10 protein-coding genes are annotated in these 15,249 nt (G+C 45.9%); 4 read left to right on the top strand and 6 right to left on the bottom strand.

Annotation, left to right across the window (positions count from 1 at the left end):
• Window positions 1–115 precede the first annotated feature (115 nt).
• The 3 genes from grpE to hemW all read right to left on the bottom strand — a co-directional run bounded on the left by grpE (window position 116) and on the right by hemW (window position 3,226).
• Window positions 116–706 carry a nucleotide exchange factor GrpE gene (gene grpE, locus FZC41_RS11630; protein WP_148567586.1) on the bottom strand — a complete coding sequence of 197 codons (591 nt, stop codon included), beginning with the start codon at window positions 704–706 and terminating at the stop codon, window positions 116–118.
• 8 nt (window positions 707–714) lie between these two features.
• Entirely contained in the window at window positions 715–1,749 is a 1,035-nt protein-coding gene (gene hrcA / locus FZC41_RS11625) for a heat-inducible transcriptional repressor HrcA (RefSeq protein ID WP_148567585.1), read from the bottom strand.
• Window positions 1,750–2,041: 292 nt separating this feature from the next.
• Complete coding sequence (gene hemW, locus FZC41_RS11620) at window positions 2,042–3,226, bottom strand: radical SAM family heme chaperone HemW (protein WP_148567584.1); 1,185 nt, start codon at window positions 3,224–3,226, stop codon at window positions 2,042–2,044.
• A gap of 231 nt (window positions 3,227–3,457) precedes the next feature.
• Between hemW and FZC41_RS11615 the strand changes: the two genes are divergently transcribed.
• From FZC41_RS11615 to FZC41_RS11605, 3 genes are all read left to right on the top strand, one after another.
• Window positions 3,458–4,474 (top strand): tyrosine-protein phosphatase, encoded by a 1,017-nt coding sequence (locus FZC41_RS11615; RefSeq protein WP_148567583.1) that lies wholly within the window; start codon window positions 3,458–3,460, stop codon window positions 4,472–4,474.
• A 154-nt stretch (window positions 4,475–4,628) separates the two neighbouring features.
• Window positions 4,629–5,954 (top strand): glutamate-5-semialdehyde dehydrogenase, encoded by a 1,326-nt coding sequence (locus FZC41_RS11610; protein ID WP_279235183.1) that lies wholly within the window; start codon window positions 4,629–4,631, stop codon window positions 5,952–5,954.
• A gap of 250 nt (window positions 5,955–6,204) precedes the next feature.
• Window positions 6,205–6,714, top strand: a complete 510-nt coding sequence (locus tag FZC41_RS11605) for a hypothetical protein (protein WP_148567581.1) — start codon at window positions 6,205–6,207, stop codon at window positions 6,712–6,714.
• 650 nt (window positions 6,715–7,364) lie between these two features.
• Here the strand turns inward: FZC41_RS11605 and FZC41_RS11600 are convergent.
• Window positions 7,365–7,604 carry a hypothetical protein gene (locus tag FZC41_RS11600; RefSeq protein ID WP_186855162.1) on the bottom strand — a complete coding sequence of 80 codons (240 nt, stop codon included), beginning with the start codon at window positions 7,602–7,604 and terminating at the stop codon, window positions 7,365–7,367.
• A 15-nt stretch (window positions 7,605–7,619) separates the two neighbouring features.
• Window positions 7,620–8,873 (bottom strand): Y-family DNA polymerase, encoded by a 1,254-nt coding sequence (locus FZC41_RS11595; protein WP_148567580.1) that lies wholly within the window; start codon window positions 8,871–8,873, stop codon window positions 7,620–7,622.
• 360 nt (window positions 8,874–9,233) lie between these two features.
• Between FZC41_RS11595 and FZC41_RS11590 the strand changes: the two genes are divergently transcribed.
• Window positions 9,234–9,941, top strand: a complete 708-nt coding sequence (locus tag FZC41_RS11590) for an XRE family transcriptional regulator (RefSeq protein WP_186855163.1) — start codon at window positions 9,234–9,236, stop codon at window positions 9,939–9,941.
• An 83-nt stretch (window positions 9,942–10,024) separates the two neighbouring features.
• Here FZC41_RS11590 and FZC41_RS11585 read toward each other — a convergent pair whose 3' ends face one another.
• Entirely contained in the window at window positions 10,025–15,244 is a 5,220-nt protein-coding gene (locus FZC41_RS11585) for a leucine-rich repeat protein (RefSeq protein ID WP_148567578.1), read from the bottom strand.
• Between the last annotated feature and the right edge of the window lie 5 nt (window positions 15,245–15,249).

Genomic DNA, 15,249 nt, shown 5'->3' with positions numbered 1-15,249 from the left:
TTTTTATTTAAAACGGAAATCCCGGCTCACAACGATTTAATCGCCATTTACAAGTATTCCGGTTTAATGCCTGTTAACTTGTTTTATTGTTTTATTGTTTTATTGTTTTATTGTTTTACTTATTACAAACTTTAACCATGGCCGGCCGGATCACCTTGCCTTTAAAGCTGTAGCCCTTTTGGAAAACTTCCAGAATCGCCTGATCTTCTTTTTCTTCATCCTCCCCAACTGCAACACCATGGTGTAACTTCGGATCGAAGGAACCCTCACAGGAAACTTCTTCCAGACCTTCTTCCTTAAGCACTTCTTTTAATTGCTTAAAGACCATTTCAAGACCATCCGCACACCCCTTTGCTTCCTCGCTGAGGTCGGCCAGAGAAGCCTCTGCCCGTTCCAGATTATCCACAACCGGAAGAAGTTTGGTTGCGAAATTTTCCGCCGCAAACTGATAAATCTCGGTTTTCTCTTTTTGACTGCGCTTTTTGTAATTTTCAAAATCAGCCTGCAATCGAAGCAGACGATCTAAAACTGCCTCATCTTCCTTCACAATCTCCTTTAATTCCTGATCCGGAGATTCCTCGGCTGGAGCTTCTGCTACAACCGGTTCATCGGATGATTCATCGGCATCTGCGGTTGCATTCTCCGACGTTTCTTTTAAACTATCTTCATCCATTATTTCTGACTTATTTTCCTCTTCTTTTATCATCTAACCACCTATTTCATTAATAAATTTGAGATATGTAAATTCAACTCATTGCGTATGTAATTTAGAACCGACGACACATTGTCGTAGTTCATTCGGGTGGGCCCGATGACCCCAAAAGCTCCCATCATTTCCCCATCCAATTCATAGGTGGAGGTAATGATACTAAAATCCTTCAGATTTTCATTGTCATTTTCGCTCCCGATTTTAATGCGAATCACCTGATTCCCATTATTGTTGGTCATCATTTCTGAAAGAACCTGTTTTTCCTGGACAAGATTAATCAACTGCTTAATCTTATTCACATCACTAAATTCCGGATAATTAAAAAGATTAGTCAGTCCGGTGGAGTGCACTTCTGAATCCTCATCCAACAAAACTTTTTTCAAATGAGGAATGATTTCATGAATAAGCTTGCTTTCTTCCGGCGTCATCTCCTGAATCCGATCAACCAGTTCTGAACTCAGATCGCTTAAATTAGTATTCTTAAGAAATCCATTGATCACATTGGAAAGTTTCAGCGCCAGAGCATTGTCCACATCTTGTGATAAAGCTACTTCAATGTTTTTAGCCATACCTTCATTGGTTACTACAACCATTAATACCCTATTTTTAATCAGCGAAACAATTTGAACATTTCGACAATTAAAATTTGTAACTCGAGGTGCCAGAACAACCGCTGTATAATTCGTTAATTGGGATAAAACCCGGGCCGTATGATCCATCGTGGATCCCAGCTCGGTAGTGGTATTCAGAAAGCCCCGATGAATGTCCGTTCGGATCATTTTTTCCAGCTTTCGAATCTCCATAATTTCATCCACATAATAACGATACGCCTTCTGGGTTGGAATCCGACCTGAAGAGGTATGAGGTTGAACCAGATATCCTAAATCTTCAAGATCCGCCATTTCGTTACGAATGGTTGCCGGGCTGATGCCCAGGTTGCATCGCTTTGAAAGGGTTCGTGAGCCAACTGGTTCGGCGGTGTTAATATAATCACGGATGATTACTTCCAATATTTTCTTTTTACGTTCGTTTAGTTCCATGATTCACCTCGTTATTAGCACTCGCAATAACTGAGTGCTAACATCTGAATTAAATATAACACCGTGCCCCTACTTTGTCAACAAATTTCTATAATACCCTGTTCACCTTTTAAACATTTCTTAAGGTATTTATTTCGCTTTTATTTGCGGCAAAATAACAATCGCATTCTATCATTACAAGGCCAATTATTTATCATTGGTTGCTGCAAGATCGTACCGGCTATGCCTGTTCGCCTTAATGCAACCAAGCGATAAAACAATTGACCTGGAAAAGGTGATCTTTACCTTTCATTTAAAAGAACGCCAGCGATACCTGATTTTCAAAGTCCTGGCCTTTAGGTGTCAGCCGCAGCACCGAGCCGTCCTGAACTAGCAGCTCCGCCTTAAGCAGGGAATCTATTGCTTCCTGATAGATAGCAAAAAAGCTACGGTTAAATTGCTTTTTAAAATCAGCATCATCAATGCCGTTGAGCTTGCGCAGCCCTAAAAACATCCACTCACTCATCAATTCCCCTTCACTCATCGGCGGTTCATATTTTGCCGGGGATTTTCCCGCTGCAATCAAACGGCCGTACTCCTTCAGATCACTGGTATTGACAGATCGCACCCCGTTATAAAAGCCGCTGGCGCCCAAGCCAAAACCTAGATAAGGCACCATCTCCCAGTATTTGAGATTATGGCGGCTTTCATAGCCCGGTCGGCAGTAGCTTGAAATCTCATAGTGGCTGTAACCATGGGCTTTTAAAAAGCGGTCAATCGTCCAATGCATCTCCCGTTCTAAATCTTCACTGGGCAAAACGAGGCGACCCGCTTTTACCAAATTTGTCATCGGGGTTCCTGCTTCCAATATTAAGCTGTAGCAGGACAGATGGGTCGGCGAAAAGGCCATCAGTTCCGCCAGCGTCGCTGTTAAATCTTCCAGTTTCTGACCCGGCAGCCCATACATTACATCGACACTGATGTTATTAAAACCCACCGACCTTAAAATTTCCATGCATTGGATAAAATCCGATTGTTGATGAACCCGTCCCAACATTTTCAACAGCTCATCCTGCCAAACCTGAAGCCCCACACTCACCCGGTTAAATCCGGCGGCTTTGTAACTTTCAGCTTTTGAGGCGCTCAAAGTCCCCGGATTAATTTCGATGGTTTTTTCAGCCGCTTCGGAAACGGTAAAAACTTCATTGATCACTGCCATCGTCTTTTGGATGTATTCCGGTGAAACGGATGACGGGGTTCCGCCGCCAAAATAGATAGTATCCACCACCGGAAAAGCCAAATCTCCCACATCCGAATTAAATCGCGCCAGCGCAAAACTCCTGATTTCCTGCTGCAGGGCTTTAAAATAATCAGCAATGGTTTGGCTATTCTGACCGGAAAAAGAACAGAAATCACAGTAGGCACATTTTTTAACACAGAATGGAACATGACAATAGATTCCCAGCGACTTTATCGGATCTTTTTTTTTGGCATTCATTATTTCACCTCTAAGATTTTTAAAGACTATTTTTGCTTATAATATGCTATAATTATAGCATAAACTGCAGGAAATACGCTTGAATACGTTAATGGGCGATTGATAATCGCCCCTACTGGGGCAGCCCATCACATACGTCGTGGTACAAAAAATGCAATGCATTATACCGTAGGGGCGGGTAGTACCCGCCCGCAAACGCCCATAACAGAAGTCACAGAAAGGAAACAATCAATGAAAAAACCAATCTTAATTGCCCTTATCGCCGGAGCCGCAGCTACCGTCCCGGCCTACTTTCTCATCCGCAAGATGATGCAAAAAAATCACCCCTCGACCAAAACCGAATCACCATCAGAAGCATCCCCCAAAATAAACGACCTCATCAACGAAGTTCAAAATGAAGCGCCTGTCAAAACCTATTCCGGGCTGGTTTCACCCAGCGGCCTGCCCCTGTACAACTTTAAAGATGAAGACAACCTGATTTTCTGTGATGAAACGCAATTGGGCAAGCGCCTGATCCAGCTGGAAAATTCCATCAACATCCGCGATATCGGCGGCTATACCGGACTTGAGGGGCGCAAAGTCAAATGGCGCAAAGTCATCCGCAGTGAAGAGCTGGCCCACCTATCTGATAAAGATGTGGCATATTTCTCCGATTTAAAGCTGAAACACGTGTTTGACTTTAGAAATGAATCCAAAGCCCAAAAAACGGTTGACCGTTTGCCGGAAGCTACCGAATATCACCTGCTTCCTATTTTTAACAGCCTCGATAAAGATACCGACGGCATCGACTTTACCCAGCCCGGTACCGTAGATCACTTCATGCGGGGAATTTACAAAGTCCAAACCGAAGAACGGGCTCAATGCTTTGCCGAAGTTTTAAAATATTTAACTGAACCGTCCGAATACCCCATTCTTTACCATTGCACCAACGGCAAAGACCGCACCGGTTTTATGACTTATCTGATTCTCGGTCTTCTTGGGGTCAAAGATGACACCATCTTATCGGATTATACCCTGACTAATTTAACCTTCGATGAAAGTTTTCAGCTTTTGGGAACCATCATGTCTGAAGAACTGTCCATCGATAATTATAACCTGTGGGAATTTTACGGAGTGAAACCGGCCTGGCTGAAAAGCTCCATGAATTACGTCAATACAAAATTCGGAAATGTCGAGAATTATTTGCTCGAAGAAACCGATCTGCGCGAAAAAGACTTTAAAAAAATACGCGAGAATCTACTCGTTTAATAATACCTTTACTAAAAAACCGTAGGGACTAAATTGTCTGTATCCAAATCCGAAAAATACAAACTAGCTTAATAATACTTTTATTAAAAACCTGTAGGGGCGATCCATGATCGCCCGAAAACATCAATAAACAGAGGATGCCAAAGGCGTCCAAATATTTTACAAATTCAAAGGAGGAAGTCCAATGCAAATGGAAGAACGCGGAAAAATCGCCGAAGACGCCGGCATTCTTTTAGCCGCCACTGACGGCTACACCCGAAACGCCGGTCTACTGGCCATTGCCAAAGCCCTTAAAGAAAACGAAACCGCCATCATCGCCGCCAATCAGGAAGACATGAAACGGAGTCAGGAAGAAAGTCTCGGGGCGCCCTTGTTAAAACGCCTCACCTTTGACGCCGACAAGATCAACGACGTCATCCAGGGAATTCAGAGTTTAGTGGAACTGAAAGATCCCTTAGGCGCCACTAAGCTATCCACCCAACTGGACGAAGGGCTAGACCTTTACAAAGTAACCTGTCCGATTGGCGTTATCGGCGTTATTTTCGAATCCCGACCGGATGCTTTTGTTCAAATTTCAACCCTCTGCCTGAAAAGCGGCAACGCGGTTCTCCTAAAAGGGGGACATGAAGCTCTGGCAACCAATCGGATTCTTTCCAAAGTGATTGGCGAAGCCACAAAAACCGCCGGCATTCCCGACGGCTGGGTTCAGAACCTGGAAACCCGAGATGACGTCACGGCCATGCTGGCGCTGGATCAATACATCGATCTGATTATCCCCAGAGGTTCCAATAGCTTTGTTCAATACATCATGAAAAATTCCAACATCCCGGTAATGGGTCATGCCGATGGCATTTGCCACGTATACGCTCATGAAGACGCGGATATTGAACAGGCCATCGATATTATTGTCGATTCAAAAACCCAATACGTCGCCGCCTGCAATACCCTGGAAACCCTTTTGGTCAATGAGAACATCGCGCCGACGCTGTTGCCTCCGCTAAAAGAAGCTTTAGCAAAAAAGGGAGTCCGCTTGAAAGGCGATGCTGCCACGCGAAACATTATTGATGCCGAAGAAGCCACCGAAGCGGACTGGAAAACCGAATACCTGGATTACATCCTCGCCATTCGCATTGTTCCCACGCTGGAGGCGGCTATTTCACACATCAATACCTACGGTTCCGGACATACCGATGTTATTTTAACCGCGAATGAGCCCACCGCCAGAGCATTTCTGACCTTTGTTGATTCTGCCGGTGTCTTCTGGAATTGCTCAACCCGATTCAGTGATGGCTTCCGATTCGGATTTGGCGCGGAAGTCGGTATCAGCACCTCAAAGCTTCATGCCCGCGGGCCGGTTGGCCTGGACGGCCTCCTCAGCTACAAATACAAGCTGTTGGGACATGGCCAATGCGTAGCCGATTATGCCAGCGGAAAAAGCCGCTTTACCCACCTTCCTCAGGAAACCAACTGCCCTATTTAAAGGTAGCGGGCGATTCATCATCCTGTAGGGGCGATTATCAATCGCCCGCCAAACGCCGATCTTTCACATAAACGCCCACGGGCGATCAATGATCGCCCCTACGAATCGGAATCAATAACCTGGTAATTTCCCAGATAGCCTCACTGTAGGGGCGATTATCAATCGCCCACCAACGTCAATCTTTCACACAAACGCCCACGGGCGATCATGGATCGCCCCTACGAATTGGAATTTAGAAAGAGGGGTCACTATGAAATCGAAAAAAATCATTGTCATTGTCTTGATTCTTTCTGCCCTCATGGCCATCAGTTTTTCCGGTTGTGCAAAAACAGACAAAAGCACAACTGGAAGCACCACCCAAAACACCACCCAGATTCCCAATCCGATGGTGGAAAAAGCTTCAACAGCTGAAATTAAAGACGCCCTTGATTTTACCTTTGATTCTTTGCCAACTGACATCAGCAACATAAAATATTTCACCATTGATGACACCATCGCTCAAGCCGACTTCACTTCAAACGGAGTGGCGTATACCGTCCGCAAAGCCGCCGCCACTGTTGACAACATCGCCGGGGTTTATACCGAATTTTCAGGTAGCCAAACCATTGCCAACAGCACCGGAATTGACGTCTCATACAAATATAACGACGGTGCCGAAGGCCTGGCCCTCTGGACATCCGGAGCTTTTATCTATTCGGTGTTCTGTGAAACCGGCTTTGATTCAACCGCCATGCAGAACCTTGTCGATGCTGTTTCATAAGAAAACAAACGAACTAAAAAAGAGGCCTCGGTCTCTTTTTTAGTTGCCGCCAACCTAACCCATCATAGGGGCGATAGCCTCATTCTTCATCCCGTAGGGGCGATTCCCAATCGCCCGCCAACGTCAATTCTTCATCCATACGCCCACGAGCGATCATGGATCGCCCCTACGAAGCAAAATCAATACCCTGGTAATTTCCCAGATAGCCTCATTCTTCATCCCGTAGGGGCGATTCCCAATCGCCCGCCAACGTCAATCTTTCATCCATACGTCCACGGGCGATCATGGATCGCCCCTACAAAACAAAATAAATACCCTGATGATCGCGCAGATATCCTCATTCTTCATCCCGTAGGGGCGATTCCCAATCGCCCGCCAACGTCAATTCTTCATCCATACGCCCACGAGCGATCATGGATCGCCCCTACGAAGCAAAATCAATACCCTGGTAATTTCCCAGATAGCCTCATTCTTCATCCCGTAGGGACGATTCCCAATCGCCCGCCAACGTCAATTCTTCATCCATACGTCCACGGGCGATCATGGATCGCCCCTACAAAACAAAATAAATACCCTGATGATCGCCCCTACGAAGCAGAATCAGGTCCCTGAGGCTCGCCCTTATGAAGCGGAATTAATCAGCCCGGGACTCACACTTTGCTTTCTACAAACCAGCGAGGCTCCTCGTAATAGAGAAAGACCTCTTTGTTTAAAATCCGGCAGACATAACGGATGCCCTGACCGCCCACTTTTAGCGAAACCCCGGGCCGGCGGTCCAAAACCCGGTCAATTTCAAATACCCGGCCGTCCTCCCACAGCACCTGCAAAGGAATCAGCGCTCCGTTTTCTTCAAATTTTGCAATCACCTGAACGTATTTTTTTGTCAGCATTAACTTTATTCTCCTTTAAAAATAGCCCACCGGATGAATGATATGATCCTTTTTCGGGTCGAGACCGCTCATGTTGTCCCCCAATGTAACGGCTCTTCGCACCGATAGGTTGCCGAATCGCTTCCGCAGACCATCAATGGTTGTATCCAAACGGGCCAGGCGGATTCTTTCCTCTTCCCGGCCAAACACATCAAGCTGTATCGGAACCGTATCCGGCACTAAGTCCGCCGCCCGGACCCCCAGTGAACGGATATCCGAGCTGAAATTATAACTTTGAACAAATAACTGGATCGCCGCCTCCGCAATCTCGTTAGTCAAGTCCGTCGGCTTGTCCATTTTGATCTGCCGGGTGAAACTTTCCAACTCCTTGTTGCGGACATGGATGGCCACAGTCTGACAGAAACAGCCGGTTTCCCGCAGGCGCATGGCGACGCTCTCGGTCAGCATATATATAATCAGCTTCACATCCGCCAGGTTCTTCAGGTCCCGAGGCGTGGTGATGCTGTTGCCGATGCTCTTGATAACCCGTTCATTGCCGTTGTAATTTTCATCAAAACATTTCACCGGGCTGTCATCCAGGCCATTGGCAAACCGCCATAAAACCGCGCCCATTTTACCGAATTGCAGCACCAGAAAATCAATCGAGGTCCCGGCCAGCTGACCGATGGTATAGATGCCGTATTTGATCAGTTTTTTCCGGGTTGACCGTCCCACGTAGAGCAAATCGCCCGCTTCCTGTTCCCAGACGATCCGCTGATAATTATCCCGATCAATCACCGTAATGGCGTTGGGCTTTTTATAATCCGAACCGAATTTGGCAAATATTTTATTCCAGGATACCCCGATGGATACCGTTATCCCCAGTTCATCCTGAATTCGCCGGCTTATTTCCCGGGCGATTTCTTCCCCGCTGCCATACAAACCGACACTGCTGGTCACATCGATCCAGGCCTCATCCAAACCGAAGGGTTCCACCAGATCCGAATAGCTGTAATAGATTTTTCTGGCCAATCGCGAAAACCGCAGATAATGAGCATAATTAGGAAGCAGCACCACCAGATTGGGACATTTTCCCCGGGCCACTCCGATGGTTTCGCCGGTTTTGATTCCGGTTTCTTTGGCCAGCTGATTCTTGGCCAGAATAATCCCATGCCGTTTTTCCGGATTTCCGCCAACCGCCACCGGAAGCCCGGCCAGCTCCGGATGATACAGGCATTCCACACTGGCATAAAAACTGTTCATATCGCAATGTAAAATAACACGCTCCATTTTTTTCACCTTCTCCGCTGCAGAACTATAATGAGCCATCACATTCAACGGTTTTTCATACTCATGGTGACACTGCCTTTTCACCATCGTAGGGGCGATCCATGATCGCCCGCCAACGTTTCTTTTTAATACCTACATTTCCGGGCGGGCAAGGTCCGCCCCTACGGCATGACACGCATTGTATAAAATACATAACGTTTATCTTCCTGTCTCTCACCTTATCATCATTTGTGATATTTTCTTTAATGATATACCCTTTTATGATAAATTGTCAATCTAAAACTGAAAATTTAACCGTTTATGATTATTTTTATTGAAATTTCAACCATCATCCTTTATAATAAAACCGAGGTGAAGACAATGATTACTGAAAAAATCAAGACACTAAAAAAACAGTCAAAAATGACTGCCCATGAATTATCCGAAAAGTCCGGCATTCCACTGCCGACGATCCATAAATTATTATCCGGTGAAACCAGAAACCCCAAATATGAAACCCTGAAAGCTGTGGTGACCGCCCTGGATTATCAGCTCGAATTAGCACCCCAGCAAAACCGAGAACAAGCCCGGTATTCCGAAGCGGAAATCCGAATGATGACCTTATACCGGCAATTATCAACCGACGGTCAAGCCCTTTTATATGAAAATCTTGCTCAGCTGCTCCATTATGAAAAGGATCGCAATCTGAAAAAGGCCGCCGAACCACTGCGGGAACTGCCCCTTTATCTGCTCCCCGCCTCCGCGGGAATCGGCAGCTATCTGGATTCCGATCAGTATGAATTTCGGTCCTTTTCCTCCGGCACCACGCCGGTGGCCGCCAAATACGCCGTCCGGGTTTCCGGGGACAGCATGGAGCCGGCTTTTTACAATGGCGACATCGTCTTTGTTGAACCGGCTGCCCATCTGGAAGAAGGGGATGTGGGCATCATTGTCATCAACAGCGAAGGCTATATCAAACAGTTTCGGGATCAGCAGTTTATTTCCTTCAATCCCAAATACCCGCCGATTCTGCCAAACGAGTACGATGCCGTTCGCATTGCCGGGAGGGTTTTATCCAAGTACAATTAGTAAAACAACAATACCTTAACGCCAGAAAGGACAAGGGAAATATCCCTTGTCCTTTCTGGCGTTTTTTTACGACATGCTGTGTGCTATTTATCAGTTACGGTTAATGTCGTATCTTTAGTCGTCTCCGTTCCGTATTTATCCTTAATCCCTACCGTCAAGGTGTATGTACCAGCTGTATCCGGAGTCCATGTATAGGAACTTGTGGCCGAATACGCTCGGATAATCGTCTTGTCGGCATCACCAGAATTTTTGTAAGAGAATTCATAAGTATATGGCGATTGCCCTCCGGTTACGGCACTGCTTAACGTAACTTTACTGCCTTTTACAACTGACGTTTTGCTGACGGTAAAACTTTTCACCGTGGGCTTAGCGATAACGGTGAAAGACTTAATTTCCTTCGTTGTCGCAGGGTTGGGGTTATTATCCTTATCCGTCACCGCTACCGAAAGGATATAGCTTCCCGGTGCGATCGGTTTAAAGGTTGCCTTGTTATCTCCATCGGTGTTATCAAGAATTACCGGGGCCCCGGTACCCAGTTTATAGGAAAACACATAATGATAGGGTGTCGCACCTCCGGTTACCGTCGCGGTCAAGCCGATTTCAGTATCCACATACGTGGAAGTTTGACCAGCTGGCCGACTCGTTGAAAAGTCCTTGATGATGGGATTATCCGTCACTTCGTAATCCGAAATGCCAATATCTTTATCATTGGTGCATACTATTCCATTGGCATCTTTGACTCTTACATAAAGGTTGTAGGTTCCCCCTTTAGTTGGGTTAAAAGTCACGGTATTCAATGTTGAATTGGTCTTAATTGGTATTTCTGTCGGGCCAGTTTCATAAATATAATAGAAATCATAAGTATAGGGTGTTTTTCCTCCAGCTCCGGTTGCTGTCAGTTTAATGGCAGTTCCGATATTCTGTCCGGATGGTTTGTCCGCTTTTAAACTCTTAACAGCAACCCCGCTCAACACCTTATAGCCGATGATTGTTTGCATAGCCTCCGAGGTACCGTCGGATACAGTAACCCGAAGCGTATACGTACCTGCCGCTCCAATGTTAAATGTTGCGACGTTTTCAGAAACTTTTGATGCATCAATGATTGTTGTTGCAGAACCCGAGATATATGAAAAAGTATAAGTCAGGGGTCCTACTCCGCTGCCTGTTTTCATCTTGGCTGTTAATACAACTTGACCGCCCTCGTAAACCGCGCCACCTTTTACCGGACTGGCAATTAAGCTTTCTATCACCGGCGGATTGGCAACACTTATCGTCGGACTGGCGGATAATAGCAACTGTGAAAGCTTCGCATCCGTGTTCCCGCTTTCAACCTTATTGGCATCTACAATCCTTACATAAAAAGTATAGGTTCCAGCGGTGGCTGGCAGTTTAAAATCAACTGTCTTTGTTGTGACTGGAGCTGTTTCAATCGGCGTTAATACACCAGTATCCTGTTTGTAATAAAACTGGTAGCTATAAGCCGCTTTTCCGCCCGCTGCAGTCGCTGTGAGTTTAACCGTATCACTTGCATTGACCCCAGTCGTTTTACTCACGGCAACCGCTTTGGCGGTCACTGCTCCCAATACCTTGCAACTGGCAATTTGCTCGGTATCTTTTGAGCCTTTTGCATCTTTTACCTCCACAAAAACAGTATAGGTTCCGGCTCCCGGTAGTGTGAAAGCAGTTGTTGATTCTTCACCGGTTCCTCTGGCGATTTTAGGATCGGTAAAAATTGTCGTTTCTACCGACCCCACCTTATAATAAAAACGGTAGGTCAGGTTTCCCTCTCCGGTATTATCGGTTGTTTTGGCGGTCAATTTGAGGATATCGCCAGCATAAAGAGTCGTTCCTGTTGCTCCAGCCGTTTTTGTATATCCCTTATCACTGATTACCGGCGGATTTGCAACACTTATCATCGTACTGGCGGATAATAGCAACTGTGAAAGCTTCGCATCCGTGTTCCCGCTTTCAACCTTATTCGCATCCGTAATTTTTACATAATAAGTATTGGTTCCGGCGGTCGGCAATGTATAGCTGATTGTATTTGCTGTTGTAGCTGTTCCAATCGGTGTATAACTTGAAGCAGCAGATTCCTTGACGTAAAACTGGTAGGTATAAGGTGCTTTTCCACCAGCTGCTGTTGCTGTGAGTTTGACCGTATCGCCGGCAATCAACCCGGTTGTTTTACTCAATTTAACCGCTTTGGCACTCACCCCTGGCAATACCTTATAACTGACAAGATTTGCAACATCTTTTGATGTCCCATCCGATACCTCCACAAATAAAGTATAGGTTCCGGCGGCCGGCAAGACAAAATCGACAGCCACTTCTTCGTTGGCTACCCGAGTGGTATTCGTTACTGTCTTGATCGGGAATTCACATGATCCCAGCTTATAATAAAATCGATAGGTCAGTGGTTTTTCTCCGCTGTTATCCTCAGTTTTAGCTGTCAATTCAATCATATCGCCACTGTAAAGCGCAGCCGTTGCTGTTTCGCCCTGTTTTTTAGCTCCCGAAAACTCCTTGATCACCGGTGCATTGACAACCTTATAGTTCGCAACGCTTCCGGTCACAACCTTTACCCCATTGGCATCTTTGATATCTACATAAAGGGTATAAATCCCGGCTACGGTCGGAGTAAAAGCGGCCGTACTCGATGTGCCGAATACCCCCGTAAATGTACCACCGGAAAGATCTTTTTTAACAACACCACCATCCAATGTATAATAGAAACAATAGGTGTACGGCCCTTTCCCGCCGCTGGCCGTGGCAGTGAGTTTGATGGCAGTTCCAATATTCTGGCCCGAGGCTTTATCCAATTTCAGGGTTTTTGCCGTCAGCACCGTCAACACTTTGTACGATGTAATTGACTTCGTTGAAGACAGCCCGTCTTTATCCGTTACTTTCACCTCGAAGGTATAGGCTCCGGCCGTGTTTGGAGTGTAGGTATCGGTAATGACAGTAGCAGCCGAAGTGGCTTTTTGGGTCGACGTTGCCATTATTTTTGTTCCTATCTTGTAAGTGAATACATAGGTATACGGCCCTGTTCCGCCTTCTATTGTCGGTGTTATTACAATCGGATCGTTAGCATAATGCCCGATCTCCGCATCCCGATCTGTTTTTAAATCGGTTATCACCGGATTGTCCTGAATAACATAGGGAATCGTTACGTCTTTCGCAACTTTATTCGCATCGGTGATGGTCACGTGTAAACTATAATCACCAGCATCATTCAAGAGCACACTGGTCGTTTTACTGGCTGAATCTGTTCCGATAGGTATTTCTGTATTGTCTGGTGCTATATAAGAAAACTCGTAGGTATATGGCGCTTTCCCACCGCTTCCCGCTGCTGTCAGTTTGACCGTGGTTTCTTTATTCTGTGGCGAACCCTTATCCGTGGTTAGTGCTCCCCCCAAGGGTTCACAAACCACATAATTACTAACGGTTTTAGTAGCGGTGACCGTATTTGTATGATCCTTCACATCCACATAAAAAGTATAGGTCCCCGCTTCAGAAGGTTCAAAAGTCGTGGTCTTTTGTCCGACAGTAGAAGTAATCGGTTTTTTTACGGTTCCCGTTCCCAAGGTATAAGAAAATGCGTAGGTATATGGTTCGGTTCCGCCGGTTATTCCATCGGCAGCAAGCATTATTGGGTGACTTGTATCACCCTTGTAAAACGGCTTGTCATCTGCTGTTGTAGCTGTAAAGCTGCCGATTTCCGGGGTATCCACGATTTTAAAATCAATACTTTGGGGATCCGTTGGTATTCCGCTGGCATTCATGGCATCCACATAAAGTTTGTAGTCTCCCGCCTCTTTAGGCGTAAACACAGCGCTGGCATTTTCTGAATAATTCTGAATATCGATTGGTGTTGTATTAGCATTAAAGGTGTAGTAAAAATGATACTGACAGGTGGTTTTGCCACCGGTAGCCACGGCCGTCAGTTTAAGTGCCGTCCCCAGCTCCTGGGGAGCGACCTTATCGGCCGTAAAACTCGTAATGTTCAAATGGTCGATAATACTATAATTGGTAATGGTTGCCGTATTTGTCAGGCCCTGGCTGTCTTTTGCCGTTACATAATATGTATAAACACCCGGCGTTCCAGTCAGAACCGCACAAGTATTCACCGCTGAAAAGGCCTGAATCACTTTCTTGGTCGATCCCAGTTGGGAAGAAAACTCGTAAGTGATCGCACCGGTGCCGGTGCCAGTTTTTACCCCGGCCGTCAGCGTAATTGAGCTATCGATATATTGCGGTGACGCTTTACTAACTGAAAGTTCCGCGGTCGGCGTATTGATCACCTTATAATCATTAATTGTTTTTATACAGGTCTTTCCAGCCCCATCTTTCGCTTCAACGTAAAAGGTGTAAGTACCGGCTGTTGTGGGTATATAAGAAGCCATTGTTGCGGCTGACCAATCCAGAATTGGAATGGTTGTTTTAATGCTATTATTATCAACTAAATCACAATAAAACTTGTATGTTACCGTTCCGGTGCCGCCTGCTGCTGAAGCCGTCAGCGGAATGACGGTTCCAATATTCCCTCCGGACGCCGCCGTAGTCGTAAAATTATTGATATAAAAAAGGGTTTTATCTTCTGAAAAGGTAAGATTATTGTATTCTGAAACATAGCCTTCCACAAAAGATTTAGCGACGCCGTCAATTTTTACCGGGCCCGGCAGATTATAAAAGATATCCGGCCCCATCTTTGCAACATTCGCAGGAATCGTAACTTCTGTCAGGTTGCTACAACCTGAAAAAGTACCGGTATTTAAAACCGACTCAATGGTGGTCAGTGAGGACGGCAGGACCACTTTTATCAAAGTGGAACAGCCGTTAAAGGCACTGGCGCCGATCGTTGTGACCATCTTCTTAAAACCATCTGCCGTTGTCAATGTTTCCGGCACCGTCAAGATCGCTGCGGTACCATTATATTTGGTAATAACCGCATTGCCGTCAACAACGTTAAAATCATAATCGCCGTCAGTTTCCGTTGCCATTGTTGTAATAACATCAGCTGTTTGAACCGTTTCAGCTGCTGGCGGCGTCACCGTTGTCTCCGCCGTCGGTTCTAAACTCTGAGTTTCTTCCTCAGTGGTGACGGCATTCTTTGGACTCGCTACCGTATTTGCCGGAGCACTCACCTCAGCCGTTTTAGCACTATCCGCACCAGGGCTTGCACTGTTCACAAGCGGGGAGGATGAAGTAGTCACCTCTTGCGCCAGTACCCCCATTGGCATACTGGTAATCACCATCAGAATACTGACAAGCAAACAAATCCCTTTTTTCAATTTTTTTTTCATTCTGC

Source organism: Acetobacterium paludosum, from assembly GCF_008086595.1.
Taxonomy (GTDB): domain Bacteria; phylum Bacillota; class Clostridia; order Eubacteriales; family Eubacteriaceae; genus Acetobacterium; species Acetobacterium paludosum.
Note: the sequence above shows the minus strand (reverse complement) of the source record. Positions and strands in the feature narration are given on the sequence as shown.

Bases quoted from the DNA above. Each gene is read 5' to 3' on its own strand.
- grpE (WP_148567586.1), bottom strand. From the start codon at position 706: ATGATAAAAGAAGAGGAAAATAAGTCAGAAATAATGGATGAAGATAGT.
- hrcA (WP_148567585.1), bottom strand. From the start codon at position 1,749: ATGGAACTAAACGAACGTAAAAAGAAAATATTGGAAGTAATCATCCGT.
- hemW (WP_148567584.1), bottom strand. From the start codon at position 3,226: ATGAATGCCAAAAAAAAAGATCCGATAAAGTCGCTGGGAATCTATTGT.
- FZC41_RS11615 (WP_148567583.1), top strand. From the start codon at position 3,458: ATGAAAAAACCAATCTTAATTGCCCTTATCGCCGGAGCCGCAGCTACC.
- FZC41_RS11605 (WP_148567581.1), top strand. From the start codon at position 6,205: ATGAAATCGAAAAAAATCATTGTCATTGTCTTGATTCTTTCTGCCCTC.
- FZC41_RS11600 (WP_186855162.1), bottom strand. From the start codon at position 7,604: ATGCTGACAAAAAAATACGTTCAGGTGATTGCAAAATTTGAAGAAAAC.
- FZC41_RS11595 (WP_148567580.1), bottom strand. From the start codon at position 8,873: ATGGAGCGTGTTATTTTACATTGCGATATGAACAGTTTTTATGCCAGT.
- FZC41_RS11590 (WP_186855163.1), top strand. From the start codon at position 9,234: ATGATTACTGAAAAAATCAAGACACTAAAAAAACAGTCAAAAATGACT.
- FZC41_RS11585 (WP_148567578.1), bottom strand. From the start codon at position 15,244: ATGAAAAAAAAATTGAAAAAAGGGATTTGTTTGCTTGTCAGTATTCTG.